Origin of the sequence: Synechocystis sp. CACIAM 05 (genome assembly GCF_010222815.1) — a bacterium.
Lineage (GTDB): Bacteria > Cyanobacteriota > Cyanobacteriia > Cyanobacteriales > Microcystaceae > Synechocystis.
The window spans coordinates 1,914,264-1,940,647 of record NZ_CP019225.1 but is presented as its reverse complement, the minus strand read 5'-3'; the positions used below and the strand labels follow the sequence as shown (position 1 = coordinate 1,940,647).

Annotated in this window: 26 protein-coding genes; 5 read left to right on the top strand and 21 right to left on the bottom strand. The window is 48.9% G+C overall.

Annotated features, from left to right (window positions below; genetic code table 11):
- Positions 1 to 18: 18 nt before the first annotated feature.
- The 10 genes from cysS to BWK47_RS09225 form a co-directional block, all read right to left on the bottom strand.
- Positions 19 to 1,470 carry a cysteine--tRNA ligase gene (gene cysS / locus BWK47_RS09270; RefSeq protein WP_162329660.1) on the bottom strand — a complete coding sequence of 484 codons (1,452 nt, stop codon included), beginning with the start codon at positions 1,468 to 1,470 and terminating at the stop codon, positions 19 to 21.
- Between the two features lie 135 nt (positions 1,471 to 1,605).
- The gene (locus tag BWK47_RS09265) at positions 1,606 to 1,866 is read right to left on the bottom strand and encodes a DUF1816 domain-containing protein (RefSeq protein ID WP_443081616.1); all 261 of its coding nucleotides are present in this window, start codon (positions 1,864 to 1,866) and stop codon (positions 1,606 to 1,608) included.
- A gap of 130 nt (positions 1,867 to 1,996) precedes the next feature.
- Positions 1,997 to 3,151: a 23S rRNA (guanosine(2251)-2'-O)-methyltransferase RlmB gene (gene rlmB, locus BWK47_RS09260; protein ID WP_162328427.1), complete on the bottom strand. Its 1,155-nt coding sequence runs from the start codon at positions 3,149 to 3,151 to the stop codon at positions 1,997 to 1,999.
- A 12-nt stretch (positions 3,152 to 3,163) separates the two neighbouring features.
- Positions 3,164 to 3,595 (bottom strand): Mini-ribonuclease 3, encoded by a 432-nt coding sequence (locus BWK47_RS09255; RefSeq protein ID WP_162328426.1) that lies wholly within the window; start codon positions 3,593 to 3,595, stop codon positions 3,164 to 3,166.
- Between the two features lie 72 nt (positions 3,596 to 3,667).
- A complete protein-coding gene (locus tag BWK47_RS09250; protein ID WP_204250398.1) occupies positions 3,668 to 4,006 on the bottom strand; it encodes an STAS domain-containing protein in 339 nt (112 codons plus the stop codon).
- Positions 4,007 to 4,131: 125 nt separating this feature from the next.
- The gene (locus BWK47_RS09245; protein ID WP_162328424.1) at positions 4,132 to 4,866 is read right to left on the bottom strand and encodes a sucrose-phosphate phosphatase; all 735 of its coding nucleotides are present in this window, start codon (positions 4,864 to 4,866) and stop codon (positions 4,132 to 4,134) included.
- A gap of 208 nt (positions 4,867 to 5,074) precedes the next feature.
- Complete coding sequence (gene fbp, locus BWK47_RS09240) at positions 5,075 to 6,118, bottom strand: class 1 fructose-bisphosphatase (RefSeq protein WP_162328423.1); 1,044 nt, start codon at positions 6,116 to 6,118, stop codon at positions 5,075 to 5,077.
- 83 nt (positions 6,119 to 6,201) lie between these two features.
- Positions 6,202 to 6,894 (bottom strand): 2-C-methyl-D-erythritol 4-phosphate cytidylyltransferase, encoded by a 693-nt coding sequence (gene ispD / locus BWK47_RS09235; protein ID WP_162328422.1) that lies wholly within the window; start codon positions 6,892 to 6,894, stop codon positions 6,202 to 6,204.
- Positions 6,895 to 7,060: 166 nt separating this feature from the next.
- Positions 7,061 to 7,885 (bottom strand): TlyA family RNA methyltransferase, encoded by an 825-nt coding sequence (locus BWK47_RS09230; protein ID WP_162329659.1) that lies wholly within the window; start codon positions 7,883 to 7,885, stop codon positions 7,061 to 7,063.
- On the bottom strand, positions 7,885 to 8,745 hold the full coding sequence (locus BWK47_RS09225) for a branched-chain amino acid ABC transporter permease (RefSeq protein ID WP_162328421.1): 861 nt from the start codon (positions 8,743 to 8,745) through the stop codon (positions 7,885 to 7,887). The genes BWK47_RS09230 and BWK47_RS09225 overlap by 1 nt, the downstream gene beginning before the upstream one ends.
- 260 nt (positions 8,746 to 9,005) lie before the next feature.
- Between BWK47_RS09225 and BWK47_RS09220 the strand changes: the two genes are divergently transcribed.
- Together BWK47_RS09220 and BWK47_RS09215 are read left to right on the top strand one after the other, a co-directional pair.
- A complete protein-coding gene (locus tag BWK47_RS09220; RefSeq protein ID WP_162328420.1) occupies positions 9,006 to 10,916 on the top strand; it encodes an ABC-F family ATP-binding cassette domain-containing protein in 1,911 nt (636 codons plus the stop codon).
- A gap of 120 nt (positions 10,917 to 11,036) precedes the next feature.
- Positions 11,037 to 11,642 (top strand): Uma2 family endonuclease, encoded by a 606-nt coding sequence (locus BWK47_RS09215; RefSeq protein WP_162328419.1) that lies wholly within the window; start codon positions 11,037 to 11,039, stop codon positions 11,640 to 11,642.
- Here BWK47_RS09215 and BWK47_RS09210 read toward each other — a convergent pair.
- From BWK47_RS09210 to acr3, 5 genes are all read right to left on the bottom strand, one after another.
- Entirely contained in the window at positions 11,639 to 12,286 is a 648-nt protein-coding gene (locus BWK47_RS09210) for a cofactor assembly of complex C subunit B (RefSeq protein ID WP_162328418.1), read from the bottom strand. The genes BWK47_RS09215 and BWK47_RS09210 overlap by 4 nt on opposite strands.
- A gap of 52 nt (positions 12,287 to 12,338) precedes the next feature.
- On the bottom strand, positions 12,339 to 13,070 hold the full coding sequence (gene rpaB, locus BWK47_RS09205; protein WP_010873029.1) for a response regulator transcription factor RpaB: 732 nt from the start codon (positions 13,068 to 13,070) through the stop codon (positions 12,339 to 12,341).
- Positions 13,071 to 13,197: 127 nt separating this feature from the next.
- Entirely contained in the window at positions 13,198 to 13,593 is a 396-nt protein-coding gene (locus BWK47_RS09200; protein WP_010873028.1) for a thioredoxin-dependent arsenate reductase, read from the bottom strand.
- A gap of 76 nt (positions 13,594 to 13,669) precedes the next feature.
- Positions 13,670 to 14,290, bottom strand: coding sequence for an arsenical resistance protein ArsH (gene arsH, locus BWK47_RS09195; protein WP_162328417.1), 621 nt, complete (start codon positions 14,288 to 14,290; stop codon positions 13,670 to 13,672).
- Between the two features lie 151 nt (positions 14,291 to 14,441).
- Entirely contained in the window at positions 14,442 to 15,593 is a 1,152-nt protein-coding gene (acr3, locus tag BWK47_RS09190; protein WP_010873026.1) for an arsenite efflux transporter Acr3, read from the bottom strand.
- Positions 15,594 to 15,806: 213 nt separating this feature from the next.
- On the opposite strand from acr3, the gene BWK47_RS09185 reads away from it, so the two are divergent.
- Entirely contained in the window at positions 15,807 to 16,937 is a 1,131-nt protein-coding gene (locus tag BWK47_RS09185) for an SGNH/GDSL hydrolase family protein (protein ID WP_162328416.1), read from the top strand.
- Positions 16,938 to 17,058: 121 nt separating this feature from the next.
- Here BWK47_RS09185 and BWK47_RS09180 read toward each other — a convergent pair whose 3' ends face one another.
- From BWK47_RS09180 to zds, 4 genes are all read right to left on the bottom strand, one after another.
- Positions 17,059 to 17,961 carry a fructose bisphosphate aldolase gene (locus BWK47_RS09180; protein WP_162328415.1) on the bottom strand — a complete coding sequence of 301 codons (903 nt, stop codon included), beginning with the start codon at positions 17,959 to 17,961 and terminating at the stop codon, positions 17,059 to 17,061.
- Positions 17,962 to 18,003: 42 nt separating this feature from the next.
- On the bottom strand, positions 18,004 to 18,987 hold the full coding sequence (locus BWK47_RS09175) for an aldo/keto reductase (RefSeq protein ID WP_162329658.1): 984 nt from the start codon (positions 18,985 to 18,987) through the stop codon (positions 18,004 to 18,006).
- Between the two features lie 260 nt (positions 18,988 to 19,247).
- On the bottom strand, positions 19,248 to 19,691 hold the full coding sequence (locus BWK47_RS09170; RefSeq protein WP_162328414.1) for an SRPBCC family protein: 444 nt from the start codon (positions 19,689 to 19,691) through the stop codon (positions 19,248 to 19,250).
- Positions 19,692 to 19,715: 24 nt separating this feature from the next.
- Positions 19,716 to 21,185: a 9,9'-di-cis-zeta-carotene desaturase gene (zds, locus tag BWK47_RS09165; RefSeq protein ID WP_162328413.1), complete on the bottom strand. Its 1,470-nt coding sequence runs from the start codon at positions 21,183 to 21,185 to the stop codon at positions 19,716 to 19,718.
- Positions 21,186 to 21,345: 160 nt separating this feature from the next.
- On the opposite strand from zds, the gene BWK47_RS09160 reads away from it, so the two are divergent.
- Positions 21,346 to 22,920: a M16 family metallopeptidase gene (locus BWK47_RS09160; RefSeq protein ID WP_162328412.1), complete on the top strand. Its 1,575-nt coding sequence runs from the start codon at positions 21,346 to 21,348 to the stop codon at positions 22,918 to 22,920.
- Positions 22,917 to 23,570, top strand: a complete 654-nt coding sequence (locus BWK47_RS09155) for a cobalt-precorrin-8X methylmutase (RefSeq protein ID WP_162328411.1) — start codon at positions 22,917 to 22,919, stop codon at positions 23,568 to 23,570. The genes BWK47_RS09160 and BWK47_RS09155 overlap by 4 nt, the downstream gene beginning before the upstream one ends.
- A gap of 48 nt (positions 23,571 to 23,618) precedes the next feature.
- Here BWK47_RS09155 and BWK47_RS09150 read toward each other — a convergent pair whose 3' ends face one another.
- Together BWK47_RS09150 and BWK47_RS09145 are read right to left on the bottom strand one after the other, a co-directional pair.
- Positions 23,619 to 24,998, bottom strand: a complete 1,380-nt coding sequence (locus BWK47_RS09150; protein ID WP_162328410.1) for a Mur ligase family protein — start codon at positions 24,996 to 24,998, stop codon at positions 23,619 to 23,621.
- An 84-nt stretch (positions 24,999 to 25,082) separates the two neighbouring features.
- Positions 25,083 to 26,336, bottom strand: a complete 1,254-nt coding sequence (locus BWK47_RS09145; protein WP_162328409.1) for a hypothetical protein — start codon at positions 26,334 to 26,336, stop codon at positions 25,083 to 25,085.
- Positions 26,337 to 26,384 lie beyond the last annotated feature (48 nt).

Below are 26,384 nucleotides of genomic sequence, written 5' to 3'. Positions count from 1 at the left end.
CTGAATAATTTCATTTGGCTAACGAAACCATTCCGTCACTCCACCGGGTTTATCCACCAATGTGATCCCCGCTTCCTGCAGGACATCCCTGAGGCGATCGCCTTCGGCCCAGTTTTTATCCTTCCTGGCCTGGGTGCGTTGGGCCACCAGTTGCTCAATATCTCCATCGGTCAGACCATGATCATCCCTAGATTGGGACTCTGGATTAAGGCTCAAACCCAGAATCTCTGCCAGACTGACCAAAGTAATCCATTGGGTTTGCAACAAATCCAGGTCGGCGGGGGTGGACCCCTCAAATTTTAATTTATTGCCCTCAGACCGTAGATGCTTGGCCAATTCAAACATTACGGCCAAACCACCGGCAAAATTAAAGTCATCGTCCACCGCCTCCTGGAATGCCCCCGTCCATTGGTTCGCGTCGGGGCCTAGGGGGGTAAATGCCAACTCCCAGCCAAAATCTCCACCGTAGTCATAGCCAAATTGCAAACCTTCCCTTAGCGTGTGCCAACCATTAGTGGCGGCGGCGATCGCCGTCTCGGTGAAATCTAGCGGTTTACGGTAATGACCTTGGAGAACCAAAAGTCTGATTGCCATGGGGTCAACGGTTTCTAACAAAGCCCGAATGGTAGTGAAATTGCCCAGGGATTTGGACATTTTTTCCCCATCCACCTTCACCATACCGTTATGAAGCCAATACTGGGCCAGGGGTTGCCCCGTCACCGCCTCCGATTGGGCAATTTCATTTTCGTGGTGAGGAAAAATTAAATCATTGCCCCCCACATGTAGATCAATAGTTTCTCCTAAAAATTCCCTCACCATGGCAGAACATTCAATGTGCCAGCCCGGCCGCCCCTTGCCCCACGGAGAATCCCAAGCTGGTTCCCCTGGTTTAGCAGCTTTCCATAAAGCGAAATCAAACGGGTCCTGTTTTTGGGCTCCATCGGGATCAGCCACTGTCACCCGGCCGCTGGCCCCCGCCTGCAAATCCTCTAGCTTACGTCCGGAGAGCTTGCCGTAGCTGTCAAAATTACGCACTGAGTAATAGACATCTCCACCGCTGGGATAGGCGTAGCCCTTGGCTTCCAACTCCGCAATTAACCTTTTAATACCATCTAGGGTGTGGGTGGCCCTGGGGTAAAGATCCGCTGGTTGCACTCCCAACGCTTCCATATCTTCAAAATAGGCCGCGATAAATTTTTCTGACACCGCCTCCATGGTGGAGCTTTCGTCCACTGCCCGTTTGAGGATTTTGTCGTCAATATCGGTGAAATTTTGCACATAGCGCACCTCATAACCAGACCATTGCAGGTAACGACGCACCAAATCCCAGGTAATACAGGTACGGGCGTGGCCTAGATGGCAATAGTCATAGACGGTGATGCCGCAACAGTACATTGTCACCAAGCCAGGGTGGAGAGGTTGCAGGGGTTGTTTGGCTCGGGTGAGGGAATCGTACAGGCGCAGGGTCATGGGCAGGGAGGCAAAAATCAATGGACAGTCTTCCCATTATTCTCCATCAAAGCCGCATCCAGGCCCAACGGCGATCGCCAGGAATTGGGCCAGACTGGGAAAACTGAGCGTGGTAAAAGGGTAACGCCTTCAGTACTAGGGAGAAAGGATAGGCATTAACTCCTCTGCCTCATCAAAAATGGTCAAGCGGGCGGGCTTACATTGCTTGATGGTTACCTGAATATCCTGGGCTCCTTCTCCTCGCAAATCCTCCAGGTAGCCTAGCTGGGCCTTTTCCGCACTACTGCGGCGGGCAAAGGGGCCAAAATAATAGGTACAGCGAGGAGCGCTGGTGCTAATTACAACCCAGTGAGCCATGCCCAGCAGGGACAAAACACGGATCCACAGTTCTTTCATAGGACTTTGGGTAAGGATAGAAACAGGGTAATGGGATTTGTTTGCTGTCATTTTAACTTTCCAGACCGCAATGTTTTGTTACATTGCCGGCATAATCGCAATTAAATCTGCTACCTTGCCGTTTCCTTTGCTAATCCTCGGAAAATTCTGGGAAGTCGGGGGCAGTATGGGATAGGGTAGGGCGATCAAAACCCCGTTGACGAAAAATTTCATAAAGACTGATGGCCGCCGCCACAGAAGCGTTCAGGCTCGGAGTCTTACCGGCCAAAGGTATGGTAATCAGATGGTCACAGTGTTTTTGGGTGAGCAAGCTCAATCCTTCTCCTTCCGAGCCAATCACTAACCCCATCGGCTCCCGTAGGTCCGATTGATGCAGGGGAGTTTGCTTGCCAGCTACGGTGCCATAGATCCAAAAGCCAGACTCCTTCAATGTTTCCAACGCACGGCTAAGATTTACCACCCGGGCCACGGGAAAATGTTCCAAGGCGCCAGCGGCCACTTTCATCACAGTGGAAGTAATCCCCGCTACCCGCCGTTGAGGTAACACCATGCCTTGGGCCCCAAACGCTTCGGCGGTACGAATAATTGCCCCTAGGTTATGGGGATCGGTGATGCTGTCGATGATGACCAAAACTGGAGCGGTGCTTTGACTTTTGGCTTTATCAATCAGATCCCCCAGTTCCCAGTAGTGGTAAGGGGCCACTTGGGCGGCAATGCCTTGGTGATTGGCATTATGGGTGATTTGGTTAAGGCGAAAATTATCCACCTCATCCACCACTGTGCCGTTGGCCTTAGCGGTTTGAATTTTGGTGCGGTAGCGAATGTCGTGGCGGAGATGGGAGGTAATCCAAATGCGATTCAATTGGCGATCGCCGTCTAGGGCCGCTAGAACAGCATGGTGGCCGTAGAGTAAATCCAAGGCTTCCTGGGCTTGGTCGGAGTCCATCGGTGGGGGAGCAGCAGGAAAAGTTTTGCCAAAGGGAGGCTTCTGGCCCGATCCCCGGGGTCTATCGTCACCGTAGCGGGGTTTATCCCTGTCCTTATCTTTAAACCGACTCTTAAAGTTGCTGGGCTTATCCCCAGCCCGTCGGGGCTTATCCTCGTTGGTCCGGGGACGGGGCTTATCCTGGAAGCGATCAGATTTTTCTTTAAAACCCTGGGGCTGGTCATCGTTAAAGCGGGGTTTATCTCCACTGCGCTTTAGTTTAGGTTTCTGCTCTCCATAGCGGGGCTTATCTCCACGGGCAGAACGGGGAGAAAATTTCTTCTTGGGCATTTCAGTCATGACTTTCGGGGGCTAACGGGGGGCGGCGTCGGGCAGTTCAATTAAGGCTAATAGTTCATCTAATCGACGGGCATCCCTGAGGTATAAATAACCTAAAAGAGTTTCTAAACCACTGGCGGCCTGGTACAGTTCGGGATTAGCTCGCCGGGAGGTAGATGTGGCGGCATTACGACCCCGACGCACCCATTCCTTTTCTGGGTCGGTTAATTGGGGTAAAAGGGTGGTTAAAATTTGGGCCTGTTGTTCAGCTCGCACTTGGGCCACTACCCGACGGTGAAAATCCCCTATGCGACGGGGGGGAAACAGATAACAACAACGGACATAAAGTTCAAAAACAGCATCTCCTAGATAGGCCAGGGCCACGGGGGATAGGGACTGTACCGCAGGGGCATCAGCGGGGTTCAGGGAAGATTGCCAAAGGGGATGGTCATTAAACTGGGTCATGGCACCTCCCCATTGCAGTCAAAACGGGACAGCACCACCATGGTTGGACCACCCGTGAACAACCAACCATCATTACCCCTCAGTGGTAGCGGCGATCGCCTCAGCCAGGGAATTATGGAGATGGAGGAATTTTTCCAAACGCACCAGTTTTACCGTTTGGGTAACCCTAGGGTTGGTGACAATCTGTACACTTCCTTGCTTGTTCTGGGAAAGTTTGGTTACCTGCACCAAAGCTCCTAGGCCAGAGCTATCAATAAAATCAATGGTGGACAAGTCCAGCACCACATGGGCAGGCCCTGCTTCGATGTGATCGCTGACTACCTTACGGAAGGTAGGCTCGGAAAATGCGTCCAACAAACCCGTCAGACGGAAGATTTGTAAGTTTTCCTTGACTTCTAATGTCCCGCGCAAACTGACCGTCAAGTTTAGTGGCTCAGCAATAACGCCCTCCTCGGCTTTACACCCTGTACTCAAAATTGAACAATGTCAAATTGTAGCTTACTTTGCTTGCCCATTCGGAATTGTTAACTAAAATATCAGCTCAAAAAATCGAAATGGGCGATCGCCTCTAGGATAGCGCCAGCATGGCTCGATTGGGCCCGATAATGACGAGAATCCCCCCATTGGTCGTACCAGTGCAATAATTCCGGCTGGGCATTACGGACAATGACACCCCGAGCGGAAGTTTCAAATAAGCCAATATCATTGCCGGAGTCACCACACACCAGGGTCTGGACAGGCTCCATGGCCAAATGTTGTTGCAAATATTGGGTGGCGTTACCTTTGTTACTCCGTTGGGGCAATAAATCCACATCTTTGCCACTGCTGAAAATCACCTGCACCGGGATGCCAGTCTCCGCCAAAGTTTCGGTTAATTGGTCAATAACAGTGGAGCAAGCCTGGGGATCGAGATGATAGCTAATCTTCCAAGGGTTTTGTTCCAAGGGAGATTGGGGTTTTAAGGCCTCAAAACCATCGGCGATCGCCTGGAGGATATCCCGTTGCCAATGCTCAGAGAGGTAATCAGCCCAATGTTGGTCCAGGCCTTCTGGATGGTAAATTTCACTCCCCACCGCGGTGAGCCAATAGTCCGGTTCCATGAGTCCCACCTGTTTTTGCAACTCCCTCGCGGAATGGTAGGAACGCCCCGTGGCATAGGCCAAATAAAAATTTCCCCGGCGATCGCCTAGATATTCTTGCAAATGTTCCAGGGCTTGTTGATCTCCGACCCAGGTATTGTCCAGGTCAGAAATTAGCAATAACTGTCGCATAGAATTGATCAATGTAGATTTACCAACAAAGTTGAATCTCCGGCGTTAGAGTATGTTTGAAAAGTCATGATCCACTCCCCAAATGTCTTCACTAAAGCTCTGGCAAATTTGGGGGACTTTGAACACTATTCCCCCCAGAATTGGGGGGCTAGGGGGGCTTTTATAAAGACGTTCCTAGACCTCAAACGATTTGCAGTGATTAAGTAAACTAATTACCCTGCCGTTGTTTGTGGTCGCTGATGAAAGATTCCACCAACTTGACATCTTCTGCGCTGCCAATGATGGCGGGAGTGCGCTGATGTAATTTAGACGGAATTAAATCCAGTAAACGCTTTTGACCGTCACTAGCCCTTCCCCCAGCCTGTTCCACCAAAAAGGCCAGCGGCGCAGTTTCATAGAGCAAACGTAATTTGCCGTCGGGATTTTTTTCCGTACCAGGATAAAGAAAAACTCCCCCCTGCATCAAAATCCGATGAATGTCCCCCACCAGAGCACCGCTATAACGGGCAGTGTAACCTTCGTGGCGATGGACGTAACGGGTGTAATCCCTCAGGGCTTCATCCCATTGCCAAAAGTTACCTTCATTGGTGCTGTAAATGGGGCCGTGGCTGGGAATGCGGATATTTTCCTGGGCTAGAATAAATTCCCCCAAACTGGGATCGAGAATAAAGCTATGCACTCCGGAGCCGAGGGAATAAACCAGGATGGTGGAGGGGCCGTAGAGGATATAACCAGCAGCAATTTGCTTGTCCCCGTTAGCCAATAAATCTGACGCACTGCCGTCTAGATCGTCCCCTTCCTGTTGCCGAATGGCAAAAATGGAACCCACGTTGAGGTTAATGTCCACGTTGGAGGAACCATCAATGGGATCGTACAGCAGGGTATAGCGGCCAATGGGGCAATTTTCGGGAATATAGTAGGGTTTTTCCATCTCCTCCGAAGCCAGACGACAAACCAAGCCGCTTTGCTTAAAGACAGAAATAAAAACATCATTGGCAAATACGTCCATTTTTTTCACCGATTCCCCCTGGACGTTGGTTTCCCCGGTGAAGCCCAACACATCGGCCATTAACCCAGCTCGACTCAGGCGACGGGCAATCAGTTTTCCCGCTAGGGCAATGCGGTTCATGATGGCGCTCAAATCCTGGGCATCGGCCCCAAAGCTATTCAGTTGTTGGAGTACGTGGCGTGAAAGGGTGGTGCAATCCCGGTCTAGTAAAGAGTTAGGAATATGAATCTCGCTAACGGTCATGGATAAAAGTCTCCTTGGATTGCTAGGCTCAAAGTCCCTTCCATCCTAGCTTGATCTTTCCGAACCCCGAAATTTCCTTGTTTTTACGCCGATTTTGCCGACCTCTGCCCCAAAATAAATTCGGCGATCGCCAAATCTACGGGGGTGGTAATTTTCAAATTGGTATCTTCCCCTGGCACTATTTTCACGGGTTGCCCACATTTTTCCAGCAGGGCCGCATCATCCGTTACTTCCCAACCTTCCTGTTTACCTTTGTCATGGCAGGCTTTGAGCAGGGCCACGTCAAAACCCTGGGGCGTTTGGGCTCCCCACAATCCTTGGCGATCGGGGGTGTCAGTGATCCAACCATCAGCGTTAACTATTTTGATGGTGTCCTTCACTGGCATGGCGGCAATTAATCCTTGGCAATGCTGGAGAGACTCTGTGCAACGATCAAACAAATCCGGCGTAGCCAAACAACGGGCACCGTCGTGGATTAACACAAATTTCGCCTCCGGGGGTAAAGCTTGGAGGCCGTTAAAAACCGATTGCTGTCGGGTCTCTCCCCCCACAATTAACTGCACTGGTTTAGGGCTGTGGAGGGGAGTTAATAGAGCTTCAAAGGCTGGAAAGTCGTAGGGTTGCCCCATGATGCCAATCCATTCAATGGACTGGGATGCTAACGCCGCTTGCACTGTCCAACTCAGCAGGGGTTGCCCCAGAACGTTTAAAAGTAACTTATTTTGACCGCTCCCCATGCGTTTGCCGGAACCCGCCGCTGGAATTAATAAATGCATCTACCCAATTGTTAACTGTGCTGAAATTCTCGACCTCAAACCTTACCATGTTTGCCCCGCTTCATCGTTGGAGCTGTTGGTCTGGTTGCGATTTTCTCTCTAACTTTGTCGCCGCTGAGCACTTTTGTCTTAAATTTGCCAAAGAGTAGATTTTTAACTCCAACTTTCAACCCTTGAAAGAACCCAAAGCTTTTTGAGTAATTTCCCCCAACTGAGTCAGCGTTGGAGCGGAGGCGTTAACAGCGGACTGACTGAGCCAGAGTAAATATTCCACATTGCCCGCCGGCCCGGTTATGGGGGAAAAAGTTAAACCGTTAAATTGCCAACCAAGGCTCTGCCCCGATCGCCACACTTGGTCAATGGCCTCTGCCTGGGCTTGGGCATCCCGCACCACCCCTTTTTTGCCAATTTTTTCCCTACCCACTTCAAACTGTGGTTTAACCAATAGCACCACTTCCCGGGGAGCGGCGAGGAGAGACCAGAGGGGAGCCATCACTTTGGTAAGGGAAATAAAGGACAAATCCATCACCCCCAAGTCCGGCCAGGGTTGATCCCCATATAAGTCCTGGGGCGTGAGGTAACGAAAATTGGCCCGCTCCCGCAAAATCACCCGGTCATCCTGACGCAATTTCCAAGCCACTTGGCCGTAACCCACGTCTACGCCGTAAACCTTCGTTGCTCCCCTTTGTAATAAACAATCCGTAAAGCCACCAGTGGAAATGCCTCCATCTAGACAAATACGGCCGGTCACATCAATGGCAAATTCCGTTAGGGCCTTGGCTAACTTTTCCCCTCCCCGAGAAACATAGGGGGGCCTTTGGGCTAACTCCACCGCCGCATCCAAGGTTACTAGAGTGCCCGGTTTATCCACCAATTGTTGATTCACCTTCACTTCCCCTGCCCGGATTAACCGTTGGGCCAGGGCTCTGGATTCACATAGACCTTGAGTTACCAAAAGGGCATCCAGTCGTTGTTTATCTGTTTTGACCATCATTGGGTGCCTTTAAACAAACCTTGGGGACGGATGAACAAAATGATGATCATCAACAGCAAGGCCACCCCCATTTTGTAACTAGTGCCAAACCAGGGTACGCTCACTTCCTGCGCAACCCCAATGATTAGTCCCCCGGCGATCGCCCCGTAGGGATTACCAATGCCCCCCAGAATCACCGAGGCAAACATGGGCAAAATCAAAAACCACCCCATATTCGGTTTCAGGGTGGTCATCAGGCCATACATGGATCCTCCTAGGGCTGTTAACACTGCGGTCATTACCCAGGTCCACATCACTACCCATTCCACGTTGATGCCGGATACCTTGGCCAGATCCACATTGTCCGCCACGGCCCGCATAGCTTTGCCTACTTTGGTTTTTTGCAAAATCAAATGTAACACCACCATGGCGGCGATCGCCAGGGCAATGACTAGTAGACGGTAATACTCAAATTTAATGCCCATAAAATCCTGGGCTGGGACAATAGGCACTCGGTAATTTTGGTTATTGCCACCCCAGATCAAGAGGATGCCGTTGCGGAGAAATAGGGCTAGACCAATGGAAATAATAATCAGCGTTGTTGCCGTAGCCCGCCGGGCTCGCATGGGCTTCCAGAGCAACCATTCACCGATGAACATGGCAATGATGGTACCGACACAACCCAGGGCCATGGACAACCACAAATTAATGCCGCTGGTGTTGGCCCACCAAGTTAAATAGGCCGCCAAAGTCATAAAATCACCATGGGCAAAATTAGACAGGCGTAAAATGCCATAGGTTAGGGTCAACCCCACTGCCCCCAGGGCAATAATGCTTCCCACCGCAATACCATTAAAAATTAACTGTGATAGATCCATGCCTTCCTAACGTGAGACCAAGGGCGATGTCGCCGTAAGCTACCCTACTTTAGGGGATTTTTGTTCATTTTTGTGATCTCCATACATCCCTTTTAGAAGGGTAAAAATACGAACTATAGGGTTGTCCCGACATGGCGATTCTAGTCAGTGCCTCTCATGGTAGATGACCGGGAGTAAACCCAGTTTTTCGATAAAATGGAGCCCAGACCAAGGCTTGTAATTTGCCAGTCTGCCCAATTTTCCCTGGTAAATTTCCCCGTATGGCTCTCATCACTGTTCAATCCCTCCGCAAAGATTTTGGTATTAAAGAAATTCTGCGGGATGCCACTTTCAACATTGAAGCTGGCGATCGGGTGGGATTAATTGGGGTTAATGGCTCCGGTAAATCCACCCTGTTGAAAATGATTGCGGGGTTAGAACCCTTTGATGGCGGGGAATATTGGTGCAACAGCAGTGCCAAAGTGGTTTATCTGCCCCAACAGCCAGAGATGGACGGCGATCGCACCGTGTTGGAGCAAGTTTTTGTGGACAGTGGGGAACAGTGGCAATTAGTTAAACAATACGAACTACTTTCCGATAAGTTGGCCCACCAGGGCAGTGACGAGCAATTGCTTAATCAACTGTCGGCCGTATCAGCTCAGATGGAAACCACTGGTGCCTGGGAGTTGGAAACCCAAGCGAAAATTGTTCTGACCCAGTTGGGGGTAGATCACCTTGATGCCAAAATTGCTGACCTTTCCGGTGGTTACCGCAAACGGGTGGCGATCGCCACCGCATTATTGTCCCAACCGGATGTGCTGTTGATGGACGAGCCCACTAACCATTTGGATGCTTTTTCGGTGGAATGGCTACAAAGTTACCTGCAACGGTTCCGAGGAGCATTGTTGCTGATTACCCACGACCGCTATTTTTTAGACCGGGTGACGAACCGTATTTTGGAAATTGACCAAGGAGAACTGTATAGCTACAACGGTAACTATGGTTATTATCTGACCAAAAAAGCGGAAGCAGAGGAATCGGAACAGAGCAGTCAGAAAAAACACCGGGGAGTGTTGCGGCGAGAATTGGAATGGTTAAAGCGGGGTCCCAAAGCCCGGAGCACTAAGCAAAAAGCTCGCATTGACCGCATCCAGGATATGCAGGAAACCAGCTTTAAAACGAGGACTGGAAAGGTCGAAATTAGCACCGCAGGACGACGCATTGGCAAAAAAGTGGTAGAGCTAGAGAATATCAGTAAAGGTTTTGAGAATAGACAACTAATCAAAGATTTTTCCTATATTTTCACCCCGGTTGATCGGGTGGGAATTGTGGGCAAAAATGGCGTGGGCAAATCCACTTTAATGAATATGATCACTGGCAGATTGGAGCCGGACCAAGGCACAGTGGAAATTGGTAGCACGATTCATTTTGGCTATTTTGATCAACACTCCGATGACCTGAGTTTAAATCCTAATCAACGGGTGATTGATTACCTCAAAAGTGTGGCGGAATTGGTCAAAACCACCGACGGCGAAGTGATTACTGCCGGACAGATGTTAGAAAGATTTTTATTTCCTCCCAATCAACAATTTGCTCCCATTTCTAAGTTATCCGGGGGAGAAAAGCGCCGTTTATTTTTACTGCGGGTGTTGATGCGAGCCCCCAATGTTTTAATTTTGGACGAACCTACCAACGATTTGGATGTGCAAACCCTGGCGGTGTTGGAAGATTACCTCGAAGATTTTAACGGTTGTGTCATTGTGGTTTCCCACGACCGCTATTTCCTCGACCGCACTGTGGAAACCATTTTTGCTTTTGAGGAAGAAGGAGAACTGCGGCAATATCCCGGTAACTATAGTTTGTATTTGGAATATAAAAAAGCAGAACAGGTTAGGGCAAATCAAGAAGAAACTGAATCTAAAAAATCCCACTCCCCGACTTCTAACTCCACCACCGTTAAGCAAGATAATGGCTCGAAAAAACTTTCTTATAAAGAAAAACGGGAATACGAACAGCTAGAACAACAAATTCCCCAATTAGAAGAAGAAAAAGCCCAACTGGAAGCCAAACTCTACCAGAATTCCAACGACAATTTTACCGAATTACAAAACCTGACGGAACGCTTAGCTAATTTAAGTGAAAGTATTGATCAAAAAACAGAACGTTGGCTAACTTTAGCTGAGAGAATTTGAGGTAATTTGCTATTTTTTAGACTTGAGTTGCATGTCAGACTGGCTGGCTTAACTTACCTGGAACGTTGATCATGGCGGAGTTATACTTAAAATGCTTACATGGCAGAATAAACTCATCTTGTGAGAATAGTTACTATGCTTGCCTCTAGCCCCATCACAACGCTATGGGAATTTCTCACTCTATCCCACATTGAAGACTCTCCGGCGTGGGAATATGTGAACGGAGTTATTGCTCAAAAACCCATGCCCCAGGGACAGCATAGTCAATTGCAATACCGACTTTGCCAGGCCATTAACCAAGTGGCCGAGCCTCTTTGTCTCGCCTATGCTTTGCCGGAGTTACGCTGTACCTTTGCTAATCGTTCCCTGGTACCGGATATTTCTGTATTTCGTTGGCAAAGAATTCCCCTAACTACGGATGGAGATATTGCTAATCATTTTACGAGTTGCCCTGATTGGATAATTGAGATTCTCTCCCCCCAGCAAAGTGCGACAAAGGTAATTAATAATATTCTCTATTGTTTAGAACAGGGCAGTGAATTGGGGTGGCTCATCAATCCAGAGGAACGTTCAATTTTAGTTTTTTTTCCCCAGTACCCACCAAAGTTTTACGGTGTTGAAGCTTCAGAGATGAACAATAGGGAAGAACTATTGCCAGTATTAAATGGTTTGGACCTCAGCCTAACCACAGCGGAAATTTTTGCTTGGCTCAAATTTGTCCGTTAAGCATTGATGGGCATGCTCAAGCTATGGGCAATTTTATCGGCAATGCCCGTGACCCAATTTTCATCCTGTTTCGTATAACTGCGGGGAATATTGGCTCCTAGGATTAACACACCCCGATCGCCGAGGGGCTGACAGATTAAACCCTGGGTGTTGGCGGGTAAATAATCAAACTCCACCCGACCGGGATAGAGGGGTAAATTCACCAAATAAACTGGCTTTTGGGTTTTCATTACCCGTTCCACAATAGGCCCTAGTTTAACTTCCGGTTGTTCGCTTAAAATGCCCCGGCGCAATAATACTTGGCGATCATAATAGACCACCATGGTTTGGGTGACCGTATTAGTCAAGAGCAAATGGGAAGCCCAAGCTAACTCTGTTTTTATTTCCTGGGGCAGACTATCCAGTAAATCAAAGCCTTCTTTGCCTTCTAGCACCACCGCTTCCGGGGACTTGGGCTGAATCCGTTGCCAAATTAGCCAGACACACACCAGCATCCCCGCCAAAATTACCCCCACCACATCGGAACGGGCTTGGGAAGGGTTTAACATGGGGGTGGAAAGGCGGTTAATTAGCAATAACAGTCCCCCGAGACTGCCCGCCCCAAGGGGTAATAAACGAACAATACGATTGGGATCTGCACTCATGGTGGCAATTAACTGGCAATGGGCTGAAAATTCCTCGGTAAATCCCTAGGAATTACGGTTCTTCCCCCGGTTCCAGAATGCGTTGGAACAGGTAACCGGTGCCCCGGGCAGTAAGAATTAATTCGGGATTGCTGGGGTCTTCCTCTAGTTTGGCCCGCAGGCGGGAAATATGTACATCCACCACCCTAGTGTCCACATGGCGCTCAGGAGTGTAACCCCACACTTCCTGGAGAATTTCTGAACGGGAAAAGGGTTCACCGGAGCGGCTCACCAACAGTTCCAACAGGCTAAATTCCATGCCCGTTAACCGGATGCGCTCGTCCCCTTTGTACACCTGACGCTTGTTGGTATCAATGCGGATAGTGGCAATTTGCAACACCCCCGAACTGGGAATGCCTGGCATACCGTTTTTGTCCACCCGCCGCAGTACGGAACGAATTCTGGCTTCCAATTCTTTGGGGGAAAAGGGTTTGACCACATAGTCATCGGCCCCCAGTTCTAGCCCGGTGATACGATCCGCCACATCCCCCAGGGCGGTGAGCATGATAATGGGAATGTCCGATTCTTTACGTAGTTCTTGGCAAACGCCGTAGCCGTCCAGCTTGGGCATCATCACATCCAACACCACCAAATCGGGGTCGCTCTCATGGAAAGTGGCGATCGCCTCTTCACCGTCGGCCGCGGTCACCACTTCATAGCCAATCATGGATAAACGGGTTTCCAGTATGCGTCGGATGCTGGCCTCGTCATCGACCACCAATATCCTTTCTTTATTGGTTTCCAAGATCCACAACCCTCCTTTGATTAACTTGTATAACGATTAGTGAAGTTTCGTGGCAAAAAGCCATTTCCCTAAGCATATAGCCAAATTGGGGGTTTGGTATCGTTGGTATCAATGGGGATGGGGCAGATCAGCTAATTTTGGCGATCAGGTTTTCCACCCGTTCCTTAACCTGGCCCCGCACGGTGCGAAAAACTTCCAATGATTGACCATCGGGATCTTCCAGTTGCCAGTCTTCAAAAATTTCCTGGGTTACCCATTCCGGCGGCAGATTAACCCCACAGCCACAAAGGGAAATTACCACGTCGTAATCGTCGGCGTTAAAGTTTTCGATGGGGTCGGAGGTCTGGCCGCTGATGTCTATGCCTACTTCTTCCATCATGGCAATGGCGGTGGGATGAACCCGGGAAGATTCCAGTCCACAACTGGTAACAGCAATTTTGCCGGCCCCTAAAGTTTTGGCAAAGCCCTCTGCCATTTGGGAGCGACAGGAATTACGTTTGCAAACGAACATGACTTTTTTCATGGTTTGAGCCTTGGTTAAATTGATTAACTGATTGAGATAGTTAGCGAATTCGAGTTAGTTGCGTTGGCAAAAAACATTAACCGTCAGTATTGGCCTTGGCTTTTCTTTCACTATGGCGATCGGTCAAATAGTCCACCTTGTCCCGCAGTAGCAGGGTGAATTTGTACAGTTCTTCCATTACGTCCACCACCCGGTCCCGATAGGGGGAATCCTTCATGGTGCCGTCTTCATGGAATTCCTGATACGCCTTGGCCACGGAGGATTGGTTGGGAATGGTAAACATCCGCATCCAACGACCAAGAATGCGCATGGTGTTAACGGCGTTAAAGGATTGGGAGCCACCACTGACCTGCATCACCGCTAGGGTGCGGCCCTGGGTGGGACGAATGGAACCAATTTCCAGGGGAATCCAATCAATTTGATTTTTGAGAATTCCTGTAATGTTGCCGTGCATTTCCGGAGAAGACCACACCTGACCTTCAGACCATTGGCTTAGTTCTAGTAATTCTTGAACTTTGGGGTGGCTATCCAGAACTTGGCCCCGCAGGGGTAATTCCCTCGGATCAAAAAATTTGGTTTCCGCTCCCATGGTGGTGATGATGCGGGCCGCTTCTTCCGCCAGTAAACGGCTGTAGGAACGTTCCCGTAGGGAACCATAGAGAAATAAAATCCGGGGAGGATGGTTAAAGTTGGTCATTGCTGGCAATTAGGCAAAGTTGGTTAGAGCTTGTTTTAAAAGCCCCCCTGGCCCCCAAAATTTGGGGGGAAACTGAGTGAAAGTTCCCCAGTATTGCCGGAGCTTTAGTTGGTCGATTGAGGGGGCAGAATAAAACTTTCCAAACACGTTTTTAGATCCTAATTTCTTGATTTATACAACGGGGGTCTAGCAAAGTGGCTTTTTCCGGGTCCCTGGGGAACCAAAAGGCTGTTTTTTTGCAAATTTCCACCAGCATTAACATCACTGGCACTTCAATTAATACCCCCACTACGGTGGCCAAAGCAGCTCCAGAATTGAGGCCAAATAACATCACAGCGGTGGCGATCGCCACTTCAAAATGATTACTGGCACCGATCAGGGCGGCGGGGGCGGCATCTTCGTAACTGAGTTTGAGTTTTAACCCCAGAACATAGGTAATGAGAAAGATGAAATTGGTTTGGATAAATAACGGCACGGCAATTAGAAAAATATGCAGAGGATTATTAACAATCAATTCCCCCTTAAAAGCAAAGAGCAAAATCAACGTCAATAACAAAGCCACAATGGCGATCGGGCTGAGGTAATGCAAAAATTGACTCTCAAACCATTGCCGTCCCTTATGTTTCAAAATCCAGTAACGACTATAAATACCGGCGGCCAGGGGCAAACCCACGTAAATTAACACCGACAAGACAATGGTTTGCCAAGGCACTGTCAAGTTACTGGCCGCCAACAGCCATTTACCCAAAGGTGCGTAAAGGAATAGCATAGCCAAAGAATTGACCGCCACCATCACCAAGGTTAAACCCTGATTGCTATAGGAAAGGTAACCCCACATCAATACCATGGCGGTACAGGGCGCAATACCGAGCAAAATGCAACCGGCAATGTAGGAATTGGCTAAGGTTACCTCTTGCCCCCGGATTATCTCCGTCGCAGTCAACAACGGGGCGAAAAGATAACCCAGGAAAAACTGGGCAAAAATCACCATCGTAAACGGTTTAATTACCCAATTCACCACCAGGGTCAATATCACCGGCTTAGGAGCCTTGACCGCTTGTCGTGCCTGGGAAAAATCAATTTTCACCATGATGGGGTACATCATGAAAAACAAGCAGATGGCGATCGGAATGGAAACGTTATAAATGCTCCAGGAATCGAGGGTTTGGGCCACCGCGGGCAATAACTTCCCCAGGGCAATGCCAATGACGATACAAAGGGCAACCCAGAGGGTAAGGTATTTTTCAAACAAATTGAGCGTTCCCCCAGCCTTAATGGCTTTGGGGTTAATGCGATTGACCATGACAACCCATCAAAAAAACTTGATGGAATAATCTTACATCAAAAAAACTTGATATGTCAACTCGGTCTGTCCCCGGTCTACTGTTGCCGTGTCTTCCGATGGAAAAGGAGCAAAATAGAGTACTTTATGGAAATCTCATTGCCCCCATTGTTCCATTCACATCCTCCGCTGCCTTAGGTAAAGGGGCATTCAACCTATTTTTCTGATAAAACAATGCCCGCCCCCAAAATTATTAAAATTGGTCAAAATACTGCTTTAATTCTTGCTTCAATTGTCCTTAGTTTGGTAATAGCTGAAATTGCATTGAGGTTAACTGGCATAGGTAAATACAGTCTCTATGACCGAATTTTATTTTTTACCAAGCCTTCCCTGGTGAGAACGGAGGATAAAACTGTTAGGTATGAGCCAAGAACGAAAATTAGAAGTGTTGCTATCTATGGGGATGAAGTTGATTACGACATTGTCTATGGCACCAATAACCTCGGTTTTATAGATGACGTAGACTACAATTTTGATTCCGCCCCCGGCAAAAAAGTTGTGTTTGTCGGTGACTCTTTCACCGCCGGAGATGGGGGCAATAAGTCCTGGATCAGTCAACTAAGGCGACGTTTGGATCGCCCAGAGATCAGTCTATACAACCTTGGTATCACCGGCGCTGGGGTCAAACAATTTCAACAATTACTGACAAGTGTTAAAGATGAGGCGCATTTTGATGAAATTAATATCATGGTCATTGGTAATGACTTTTTTCGGACTTTGTGGTATCCGTTAATCCAAGACCAAGCCCTCTGGTTTTGCCAGCAAGCAAACACTAAGGAATGCGTAGAAAATTACCCTCCAGTTATGTACATTGCCGACTACAACGATAGTCAAGAAGAATTGGTAGACCGGGCCAAGAAATTATATGAAACTAAGGGTTCTTCGGAGGAAACCAAGCTAAATTTTCTGCAACAGTTACGTCTGTATAATCTAGCCTGTGATGTGTATAGTTTGGGCAAAAATCAAAGTTCACTCGTTCATTTTTGTCCTCATCTTAAATTTAATCAGGCTAATGAGTATGACAAAAACGAGCTATACAAAAATGCCTTAGCTAGTTTAAGAGAGATTAAAAATAGTTTTCCCAACGCGGTTGTTCGTGTCGTCCATATCCCGGAAAAAGGAGAAACTTTCAGTAATAAGTACTCCCTGGAAATTGGAAGTGATATCAAGCAAATAGGATTGGAGTATGTTCCCTTGCTAGAAATCTGCACTTGGAATCGAGACATGTACCATAAACACGACGCCCATTTTAATGATTTGGGCTACCACAATTTGACTGAGTGCATTTTGGAAAATTTATTTTGAATTTTTTGAATGATATTAAAGGGTAAAGTCAGACAAGAGGATGGCAGGGGCAAGTTTCACCGTGTTGTGATTCGGGTGCCCCTTAGCTCCTTAAAGGTATGGGATTTTTACTTAACATGGACTACGTAATCGATGCCTGATAGATTTTTTCAATGGATTCGTCCAACATGGTGTTGAACTCAGCATCAGTTTGTTGGGCCGTTAGTCCCTCAGTCAAAGCTCGTGAAAAGCTTGCTATGACACCGTGATTCCTGCATAGACGTTTATTAGCTTCCGCTTGGGAGTAGCCCCCCGACAAAGCAACCACTCTCAAGACATTGGCATGTTCGATGCAATTGCTATAAAGGTTGCCTTGCTCCGGCAGAGTGAGTTTGAGCATCACCCACTGTCCTTTGGGTAATTGGTTGAGATGTTTCAGCATGGCTTGTTTGAGTAACGCTTCCGCCTGAGCTTTCTCCGAGCAGTGAATATCCACCTCCGGCTCAATGATTGGCACCAGGCCGGCGGCAATGATCTGCTGGGCTAGCTCGAATTGCTGGTTCACGATCGCCTCGATACCGGCGGGATTGGCATGTTTGATAAATGAACGCATTTTGGTACCGAAGATGCCCTGTTTCCTGGCCTTCATTAGCAGGCTGTCAAGCTGGGGTATGGGCTTCATCAACTGGACTCCATCCTTTTCTTCGGCCAGTCCCTTGTCTACCTTCAAAATCGGGACGATTTGTTTGTTTTGCCAAAGGTAGTTGGCCGTGGGCTCCCCATCAACTTCCCGGTCCATGGTGTCCTCAAACAGGATTGCGGCCAAAATCCGATCGCCAGTGAAGCAGGGACTGGTCATGATCCTGGTCCGCATTTGATGCACCAGTGCGAACATTTGGTCGTCACCAGAATAGGTATTGGGTTCGATTCTATAATCGGCCAACGCCCCTGGAGTACTACCACCGCTTTGGTCTAGGGCGGCAATGAAACCAGGATGGGATTTCATTTTTTTCAGTTGTTCCTGGTTCGGTTCGAGAGTCATCACGCTTTCTTCCCTCTGCGATAAGTTTCTGTAATATCTTAAGGTTTAAATTTCATCCCATAGGTTTTGTAACGTATAGGGACTGCCCGGCATCATCCAAAACTCTCCCGACACATAGCGGTAATGACGGTCTAATAGGGCAATTTTCGCCATCTCGCTATCCGTGAGGGTGATATCTGCCGCCCTCAAATTTTGTTCTAGTCGTTCAGGATTAACCGACTTCGGAATGGTTACGGTTCCTCGTTGAATGGCCCAGGCCAAAAGGACTTGGGCCGCACTGCACCCTTGTTCAGCTGCAATCCCATTAATCACTGGGTCAGTTAGTAATTTCGGTTCTGCTGCTTGTTGGAAGGCTGCCGGGCGATCGCCAGAGCCCAGGGGAGAATAGGCTGTTAGTAAAATGTTTTGCGAGTTGGCAAACGTTAGCAAGTCTGATTGTTGGAGGTAGGGGTGCAATTCCACCTGATTGACAGCGGGGGGAATACGGGCCATGGACAGCACCATTTCCAACTTCTTCAGGCTGAAATTAGACACCCCAATATGGTGACAGAGTCCCAAATCAACGGCCTTCTCCAACGCTTGCCAGGTTCCTTCTAGGGAGGCCGGGGTAAATGGTAGTAACTGATCACCGGATTCAGGAAATCCAACATCGGGTTGAATGACCACCGGCCAATGGATTAGATATAGATCCAAATAATCTAGACCCAAATCCTGCAAAGTTTTTTCGAGAGCAGGTAAAACCGCGTCGGGATGGTGGGCATTACTCCACAGCTTGGAGGTAATCCAGAGTTCCTCTCGCTTGACCACCCCCTTGGTGAAAGCCTTGGCTAAAGTAGCTCCAATTTCTGCTTCATTGCCATAGATAGCAGCACAGTCAAGGTGACGATACCCCAAGTCCAAAGCTTGCTCAACGGCTTGACCCACTACCTGAGGGGACGATTTCCATGTTCCCAAACCCAGGGCGGGAATCTGCTCCCCATTGCTCAAAGGGAAATATTTCATTGAATTTATCCTATTGAAACTCTGCACAGTGTCTAAATTTTCGCCCATTTGTACAGCGTTTGGTTAAATTCCAAGCCTGTGTCTTCTTTGGTTCAGGTTTACGATGAATCTCTGCAAGATTTCTCCATCCGATTAAGTGATTAATCCAAACAACCAAACCCGACATTCCCAATTACTCGCAATGTGAAGGATTTTGTTGCTACGGGAGTTTGTTTACTTAATCCTTTCAATGTTGATCAGTAATCGGCACCATTAGTCTTAGTTCTACTATTCAGCGCAAACTTACCTCAGGAAGCCTGCAAATTATTGATATATTCCCGAAATCGTTCCAAGTCAGCTTGAATAGTGGATTCCACCACCCGACCGAGGAAGAGATTATCCATTAGCAATGCCAACCAGCCCGGTACGTTATAGGCGATGGTGAGGCGGACAATGCTTTTGCCATGGCGATCGTAAAAACGCACTGCGCCCCGGTTGGGTAAACCATCCACCGATTCCCATTGGATTATTTGTTGGGAAATTAATTTAGTAATCCGTGATAACCAGGTGAATTCCAAACTGCCACTGGCCAACTTCCAGCGGGAAAGGTCGGGATTGTCCTCAAGTACTTTGACGGAATCAATCCATTTCATCCAGCGGGGCATCTGCTCCAGGTCAGACCACAGTTGCCACACCAATTCGATGGGGGCATCCACTTCCACTTGCACACTATGTTCTAACCAATTAGCCATGGGTTTTGCCGATGTTTACCAAAATTACTGAGATGCCAGGACTGCAGTTTGCAAACGGGCTTGGTTGGTCAAAATTGCCTGGGCCGCTTGACGACCGGACAGGGTAGCCCCCTCCATACTATCGATGTAATCCTGTTGGGTGTAGCTACCGGCTAAAAAGAAGTTGGCAATGGGGGTTTCTTGGCTGGGGCGGAACAGGTCCATGCCCGGTGCTTCCCGGTACAAAGATTGGGCTAGTTTCACCACGCTGTACCAAGTCATATTTAAATCCGCCGTTGAGGGGAAAAGAGCTTTGACTTGTTTGAGTACCCGATAGGCGATCGCCTCGTTGGATTCTTTCATAAAGGGATCACCGGGGGTCAATACCAGTTGTAATAGGGAACCTTCCCCTGGACGGTAATAGTCGGCGGGGCTAGTGAGGGCGAGGTCGGCAAAACAGGAAAACTCTGCGTCGCTGGTGTAGAGCAAATTATCTAAGCCAAAGGCCTGTTCCAACTGTTTGCGTTTAGCGGGATCATTCATCTCCGTTACCCAACCGTCAAAGCGCAGTTGCACCGTGGCGACGGGAACGGTGTCCAGGTAATAGATTTTGTTAAAAAAGTCCCATTGGGTGCGCCAATTTTCCGGCAACAAATTTTTGATGCCCGGCACGTCACAGGCGGCCACATAAGCATCGGCGGTTACGGTTTTGGTTTCTACGCCGTCATTGATAATTAACCCCGTTACCCTGGTTTCCCCGTCCGTAACTTTGGTTTTAATTTCCTTAACTTTGTGCCTGGTGTAAAACTTGGTGCCCCGTTGTTCTAAATATTCCTGAATGGGTTTGTGTAAATATTCCTGGGGGGAACCTTCCAACATCCGCAACACTGACGCTTCCGTGCGGGCGGCAAACAGTTGGAAAATGGTCAGCATACAGCGGGCAGAAATATTTTCCGTATCGATAAAACCCAACGCATAGGCGATCGGGTCCCACATTTTTTTCAAACTGCCTTTGTTGCCCCCTTTGCTAAGGAACCATTCTGCAAAGCTAACTCTGTCCAAATCTCGGATGGTTTTCATGGCTCCGTCAAAGTCCACTAAGCCCCGCACAATGGGACTGGTGGCCAGGGCGATGGAGTTGGCAATTTTATCTTTGGTGTCCAGTTGAGACGTGGTGAAAAATGCTTTTAATCCGTTGAAGGGAGCACCGGTGAGGAAACGAAAATCCAGTTCGCCAATGCGGCCCCCTTGGTTAACAAAGGTGTGGGTATGTTCCTTGAGCCGTAGGTTTTGCTTGGCCCCCACCTTTTCCATCAGGTTAAAAAGGTTGTAGTAACAGCCAAAGAAAACGTGCAGACCCATTTCAATGTGATTGCCGTCGCCGTCCACCCAACTGCCCACTTTGCCGCCGATGAAACTACGGGCTTCGTACAGTTCAACTTCGTGCCCCGCATCTACCAATTCCACTGCGGTGGCCATTCCCGCCAATCCTGCTCCCACAATTGCAACACGCATTTCGGCTTTACCCTTTGATTTGACTTTGACTGGCCCGCTAAATCGGCACTGTTACAAATTTTAATGTTGATTGATCCCTCCCGGCAAGCGCCAAGGTTGTCAGCCCAGATCATCTAAAGTAGTTGCTATAAATAGTTTGCGTTGGTTATTCATTTTCCCCATGCCTCTGCCTGTCTTCCGTTCCCTGTTCCGTTGTTTGCTGGTCTCCGCCCTAATATTGGTTCTCCATGGCCCTGGGCTTTGGTCCCATCCGGCGATCGCCGCCGATTTGGCCCCCACCAATAACCGCAATAGCCAAACCCTTACTCCCTACCTCAACCGGGCGATCCAGAGGATAACGGAATTTCAACTCGACAATGGCTTGAAATTTATTGTGATGGAAAATAATGAGGCTCCAGTGGTCTCTTTTTACACCTACTTCGACGTGGGGGGCGTGGACGAACCAGTGGGAAAAACGGGGGTGGCCCACTTTTTGGAACACATGGCGTTTAAAGGAACGGAACGCATTGGCACCAAGGATTTTGCCCAGGAACAACAGTTGTTGGATCAGTTAGACCAAGTGTTTGTCCAAATCACCACCGCCAGGGCCAAAGGAGATAAGACAGCAGAGCAAAAGTTACAGGAGCAATTTAAGCAAATCCAACAGCAGGCCCAGGATTTAATCAAGCAAAACGAATTTGGTCAAATTATCCAGATGGCCGGGGGCGTGGGTTTAAATGCGGCCACCAGTGCCGATGCTACTTTTTACTTTTACAGTTTGCCTTCTAACAAACTGGAACTGTGGATGTCCCTGGAGTCGGAGCGGTTTTTAGAGCCGGTATTTCGGGAATTTTACCAAGAGCAGGAGGTGATTCTGGAAGAGCGGCGCATGCGGACCGAAAATAACCCAGTGGGGCAAATGGTGGAGGAATTTTTAGATACAGCTTTTACCAAACATCCCTACCGCCGCCCGGTGATTGGTTATGACGAGGATATCCGCAATCTTTCCCGCCAGGACGTGACGGATTTTTATGAAAAATACTACATCCCCGGTAACATGACCATTGCTGTGGTGGGGGATGTTAAGGTTGACCAGGTAAAAAGTTTGGCGCAGAAATATTTTGGTCGTTTCCCCAAGCGCCCCCCTACGCCCCAGGTCACGGTGGTGGAGCCCCCCCAGACGCAGCAGAAGGAAATTAATCTGACCCTACCCTCCCAACCTTGGTACTTCGAGGGTTACCATAGCCCCGCTTTTGACGACCTTGACAGTGCGGTGTTTGACGTGATGACGACTATTTTGAGCAGTGGCCGCACTTCCCGCCTTTATCAATCCCTAGTGGAAGAAAAACAGTTGGCGTTGATGGCCCAGGGCTTTAACGGTTTTCCAGCGGATAAATTTCCCAATTTATTAATGTTCTATGCCCAGAGTGCCCCCGGTCGCAGTTTGGACGACCTTAGCACTGCCCTGCATGGGGAAATTGAACGGCTAAAAATGGAACCCGTTACCCCGGAGGAATTGGAGCGGGCCCAAAATTTACTGCAAACTTCCGCTTTGCAATCCCTCAATTCCAATATGGGCATGGCCCAACTGCTGGTGAAATATAACGTCCGCACCGGGGATTGGCGTAATTTGTTTGCCCGCCTAGAGGCGATCGCCGCGGTGACCCCAGAGGATATTCAACGGGTGGCCCAAGAAACTTTCCGCCCGGAAAATAGCACCATTGGTCGGATTTTGCCGGAATCTAACAACCCATGATTCCCCTAGAACATCCCATTTTGCTAGAAAGCTTTGCCCACATTGATCGTTCTGTGGGGCCCCATGATTTATTTCCCCAGGAGTATGCCATTGCCCGCCGGGTGATCCACAGCACAGCGGATTTTGATTTTTTGCATTTACTCCGTTTTGCCCCGGATTTACCCCAGGCTGAGTTTGATCCAGATCTGCCGGAACATCAGGCGATCGCCAGGGGAATAGAAAGTTTACGCCACGGCCAAACCATTGTGGTGGATGTGAATATGGTCAAACAGGGCATCCAAGGTTTAGTCCAGCGCACTTTTAACAACCCCATCCAAACGGCGATCGATTTTGCTACCACCGCTGACCCAGGAAAAACCCGCACTGAAACCGGCATGGACCGCTGTATTGCCCAATTTCCCGAAGCTATCTATGTCATCGGCAATGCCCCCACCGCCTTGTTAACCCTCTGTCGGGCGATCGCCGCAGGTAAAGCAAAACCGGCCCTAGTTATTGGTGTTCCGGTAGGTTTCATTGGGGTTTTAGAAGCGAAAAAAGCCTTGTCCTTACTACCTTGCCCGCAAATTAGGGTTGAGGGTAACAAAGGTGGTTCCCCCGTGGCCGCAGGTATTGTCAATGCGTTACTCATGCTGGCATGGCGGGAGTCTTAATAAAAATCCCCCCCCATCATTGGGAGCCCAGGGGGACTCCAACAAGTCCTAGAGAATTTTTCGGCCAGTGAGGATGCCCCGCACTTCCAACATGGCGGTGTAGGTGGGAATAATATGGAGAGTTTCCTCTGCTGGGGTTAGCTCCAAAGCAATCTGCACGGCTTTTTCGAGATTTTCTTCCAAAATTAGCCTTGATGTCTGGCCATCCCACGGTTCCTCCGCTTGGCTAGGTTGAATTAAATTTTCCTGGCTATATTGCAAACGCAGAGCCATGTCATAAAGGCGATCGCCACTGACAACAAAAGTGCCCCCGGAAGCTACTAGGGGTTCTGTATCCACATCCCAAATCCAAGAAACATCGGTGCCATCGGCAATACGGTCATTGAGCACTAACAAAGTGGTGGAGCACTGTCCCTGGAGTTTGAGGTCATTGACGGCCCGGATGGTTTCATTTAAACCCACTGGATTTTTAGACAACAAAATACGGACATGTTTGCCCTCTACGTCCAATTCCTCCGCCCGCCCAAAGGCAGCCTTGAAACTGTGAATATTGTTGAAAATATTTTCTGTGTTCACCCCCAATTGTTGGGCTACCAAACCGGCGGCGAGGGTGTTGTATTTGTTATAAACACCGATGAGAATTTGGGGCCACTCACTACTGTGGAAAGCGGGCTGACTTTTTTGGAATCCACAGCTTGGACACTGATAATCCCCCAAATGGGAAAGGTAAACTCCCCGATAATCCAGGGAAGTGCCGCACTGGGGACAGTAAATGGAATCCACCGCATGGGGAATTTCTTCCAGGTACAAATCCGGCTCGCTCAGGCCAAAGTAACAAACCCGTTGGGCTAACCTTTGCCCTAGATGGGAGAGGGTGGGGTCGTCGGCATTGACCGCAATGATGGTGTTTTCCGGTAAAGGGGCGATCGCCTTTTGCCAACGCTGGCTAATGCTATCCACTTCGCCGTAACGGTCCAGTTGATCCCGGAAAAGATTCAAAGCCAAAATTGCCCTGGGTTGACAATCCTTTAACACCAAAGGAAGCACATTTTCATCCACTTCTAAAATGGCAAAATCGGTGGATAAACGCCCGAACAAATTGGCATCGGCGAGTAAAGCGGTGATTAAACCATTGATTAAATTAGCGCCGGTGGCATTGTGGGTGACTCGATGGCCCTGATCCACTAAAATTTTTCGCAATAGCAACGAGGTGGTGGTTTTGCCGTTGGTGCCCACCACTAAAATTACCCCCTGGGACACCTGCTGGGCCAACAGTCCCAACATCTTTGGATGTAAACGACGGGCAATTTCCCCCGGTAACACACTGGCAGACCCCAACCGCAGGGCTTTGACCACGGCCGTAACAGTCTTGGCCACCCCCACTGCAATGCCGAGGCGAATCCCATCGGCGATCGAAAGATTACTCATGAATATCTAAGAAAAATAAACTGCCCCCAAGTAACAGTAAGAAAATCAATCTCTACCGTCTTTGTTCAACATTACCGCTGAAGATTACCCCATTGGAGTAGAGCGGGGTAAAAAGCCAGGTAAATCAATGGGGCGACGGGAAGGTTTTGGTTCCTTAACCGCAAAACTGAGTCGGTCAATGGCGGGGATAGGGGCAATGGATTTAGCTTGCTCCAAGGGAGGGGAAAAAGGAACTTCTTCTGCTTGATTCTTTTGCTCTTTTCGCTCCTTCTTGCTTGCCGATGGCCGGTCAGCAGGCTCTTTGTCCGGGGAAGGGGAAAAATTTACCAAGCCCGGTGTGAGATCCGCCACCGGAGCACTGGCCGGCTCGGCATTGCCCCTGGTAAATGAAGCCAACACATCCCCCACGCTGGCCCAGGGTTTCACTTCCTTAGATTGGGTTGTTACGTTAGCTACCACCTCTCCAATGGCTTCCATGGGAAGGAGGTCGGGTTGGGCGAGGTATTGTTCCAAGGCAGATTTATATTGGAGGGCGTAGCGTTGTTGTCGTTGTAAGCGGGCACTTAGTTCAGCAAGTTGTTGCTCAAAGCGGGCCACCTCTGAGTCGTGGCCAGTGATCTGTCCTTTTAGTTGTTCATTTTCCGCCTTTAAACCATTAACCTGGGTGCGAAGTTCTTGAATTTCCACCTCATTGCTATTGCTATGCTCCCCACTGTGCAACTGATTTTGTTGGGCAATGATCAAATCCTGGCTGGCGGCCAACTGTTCCGTCAGGGTTTCCACCTGTAACTGTTGCTGTTTACACGCTTCTTGGTAAACCTGCAATTCCGCCACCGTATGGGCCAATTGTTCCTGGGCTTGGGTGAGGGCGATCGCCTGGTCTTGAATTAAATTCTCAGCACTGGAAGCCCGACGTTGGTGCCCCAGGAGTTCCTGTTCCGTAGCAGCTAGACGTTGTCCTAGACTAACAACCTGTTCCTGTAAGGCTTCATGGGCCCGGAGAAAAGGCGGAACTAGCACACTGGGAGCAAAGTTATCCTCATCCACTTCTTCATACTGCAAATCGTCTCCTTCAAACATGACGGACGTTTCCTGTTCCAAGGGGGTCATTTCCTGGAGAGCTTCTTCCCCTGCTAGCTCCGTTTCCACCAACATTTCTTCCAACATTTCGATGCCGTCCAACATGGCGCTGAAATCCTCATTTTCAGAGGAATTTACCTGTTCCTGTACTTCTTCATTCAACCCATTGAACAGTAGGGCCAATTCTTCGACGCTAACGTCTGCTGGGCCAGCGTTTTCAGACTCGGGGAAAAAAGACAGGAAATCAGAGTTACTCATAAAAACTTGGGGCTGGGGGGAAGCAGAGGAAAATAGCCATGGACTGCG

Bases quoted from the DNA above. Each gene is read 5' to 3' on its own strand.
- BWK47_RS09220 (WP_162328420.1), top strand. From the start codon at position 9,006: ATGGCTCTCATCACTGTTCAATCCCTCCGCAAAGATTTTGGTATTAAA.
- BWK47_RS09145 (WP_162328409.1), bottom strand. From the start codon at position 26,336: ATGAGTAACTCTGATTTCCTGTCTTTTTTCCCCGAGTCTGAAAACGCT.
- BWK47_RS09185 (WP_162328416.1), top strand. From the start codon at position 15,807: ATGCCCGCCCCCAAAATTATTAAAATTGGTCAAAATACTGCTTTAATT.
- fbp (WP_162328423.1), bottom strand. From the start codon at position 6,118: ATGACCGTTAGCGAGATTCATATTCCTAACTCTTTACTAGACCGGGAT.
- BWK47_RS09160 (WP_162328412.1), top strand. From the start codon at position 21,346: ATGCCTCTGCCTGTCTTCCGTTCCCTGTTCCGTTGTTTGCTGGTCTCC.
- BWK47_RS09230 (WP_162329659.1), bottom strand. From the start codon at position 7,885: ATGGTCAAAACAGATAAACAACGACTGGATGCCCTTTTGGTAACTCAA.
- zds (WP_162328413.1), bottom strand. From the start codon at position 21,185: ATGCGTGTTGCAATTGTGGGAGCAGGATTGGCGGGAATGGCCACCGCA.
- BWK47_RS09265 (WP_443081616.1), bottom strand. From the start codon at position 1,866: ATGAAAGAACTGTGGATCCGTGTTTTGTCCCTGCTGGGCATGGCTCAC.
- BWK47_RS09225 (WP_162328421.1), bottom strand. From the start codon at position 8,745: ATGGATCTATCACAGTTAATTTTTAATGGTATTGCGGTGGGAAGCATT.
- ispD (WP_162328422.1), bottom strand. From the start codon at position 6,894: ATGCATTTATTAATTCCAGCGGCGGGTTCCGGCAAACGCATGGGGAGC.
- BWK47_RS09210 (WP_162328418.1), bottom strand. From the start codon at position 12,286: ATGAGTGCAGATCCCAATCGTATTGTTCGTTTATTACCCCTTGGGGCG.
- BWK47_RS09245 (WP_162328424.1), bottom strand. From the start codon at position 4,866: ATGCGACAGTTATTGCTAATTTCTGACCTGGACAATACCTGGGTCGGA.
- arsH (WP_162328417.1), bottom strand. From the start codon at position 14,290: ATGACCAACTTTAACCATCCTCCCCGGATTTTATTTCTCTATGGTTCC.
- BWK47_RS09255 (WP_162328426.1), bottom strand. From the start codon at position 3,595: ATGACCCAGTTTAATGACCATCCCCTTTGGCAATCTTCCCTGAACCCC.
- BWK47_RS09200 (WP_010873028.1), bottom strand. From the start codon at position 13,593: ATGAAAAAAGTCATGTTCGTTTGCAAACGTAATTCCTGTCGCTCCCAA.
- cysS (WP_162329660.1), bottom strand. From the start codon at position 1,470: ATGACCCTGCGCCTGTACGATTCCCTCACCCGAGCCAAACAACCCCTG.
- BWK47_RS09155 (WP_162328411.1), top strand. From the start codon at position 22,917: ATGATTCCCCTAGAACATCCCATTTTGCTAGAAAGCTTTGCCCACATT.
- BWK47_RS09170 (WP_162328414.1), bottom strand. From the start codon at position 19,691: ATGGCTAATTGGTTAGAACATAGTGTGCAAGTGGAAGTGGATGCCCCC.
- BWK47_RS09150 (WP_162328410.1), bottom strand. From the start codon at position 24,998: ATGAGTAATCTTTCGATCGCCGATGGGATTCGCCTCGGCATTGCAGTG.
- rlmB (WP_162328427.1), bottom strand. From the start codon at position 3,151: ATGACTGAAATGCCCAAGAAGAAATTTTCTCCCCGTTCTGCCCGTGGA.
- acr3 (WP_010873026.1), bottom strand. From the start codon at position 15,593: ATGGTCAATCGCATTAACCCCAAAGCCATTAAGGCTGGGGGAACGCTC.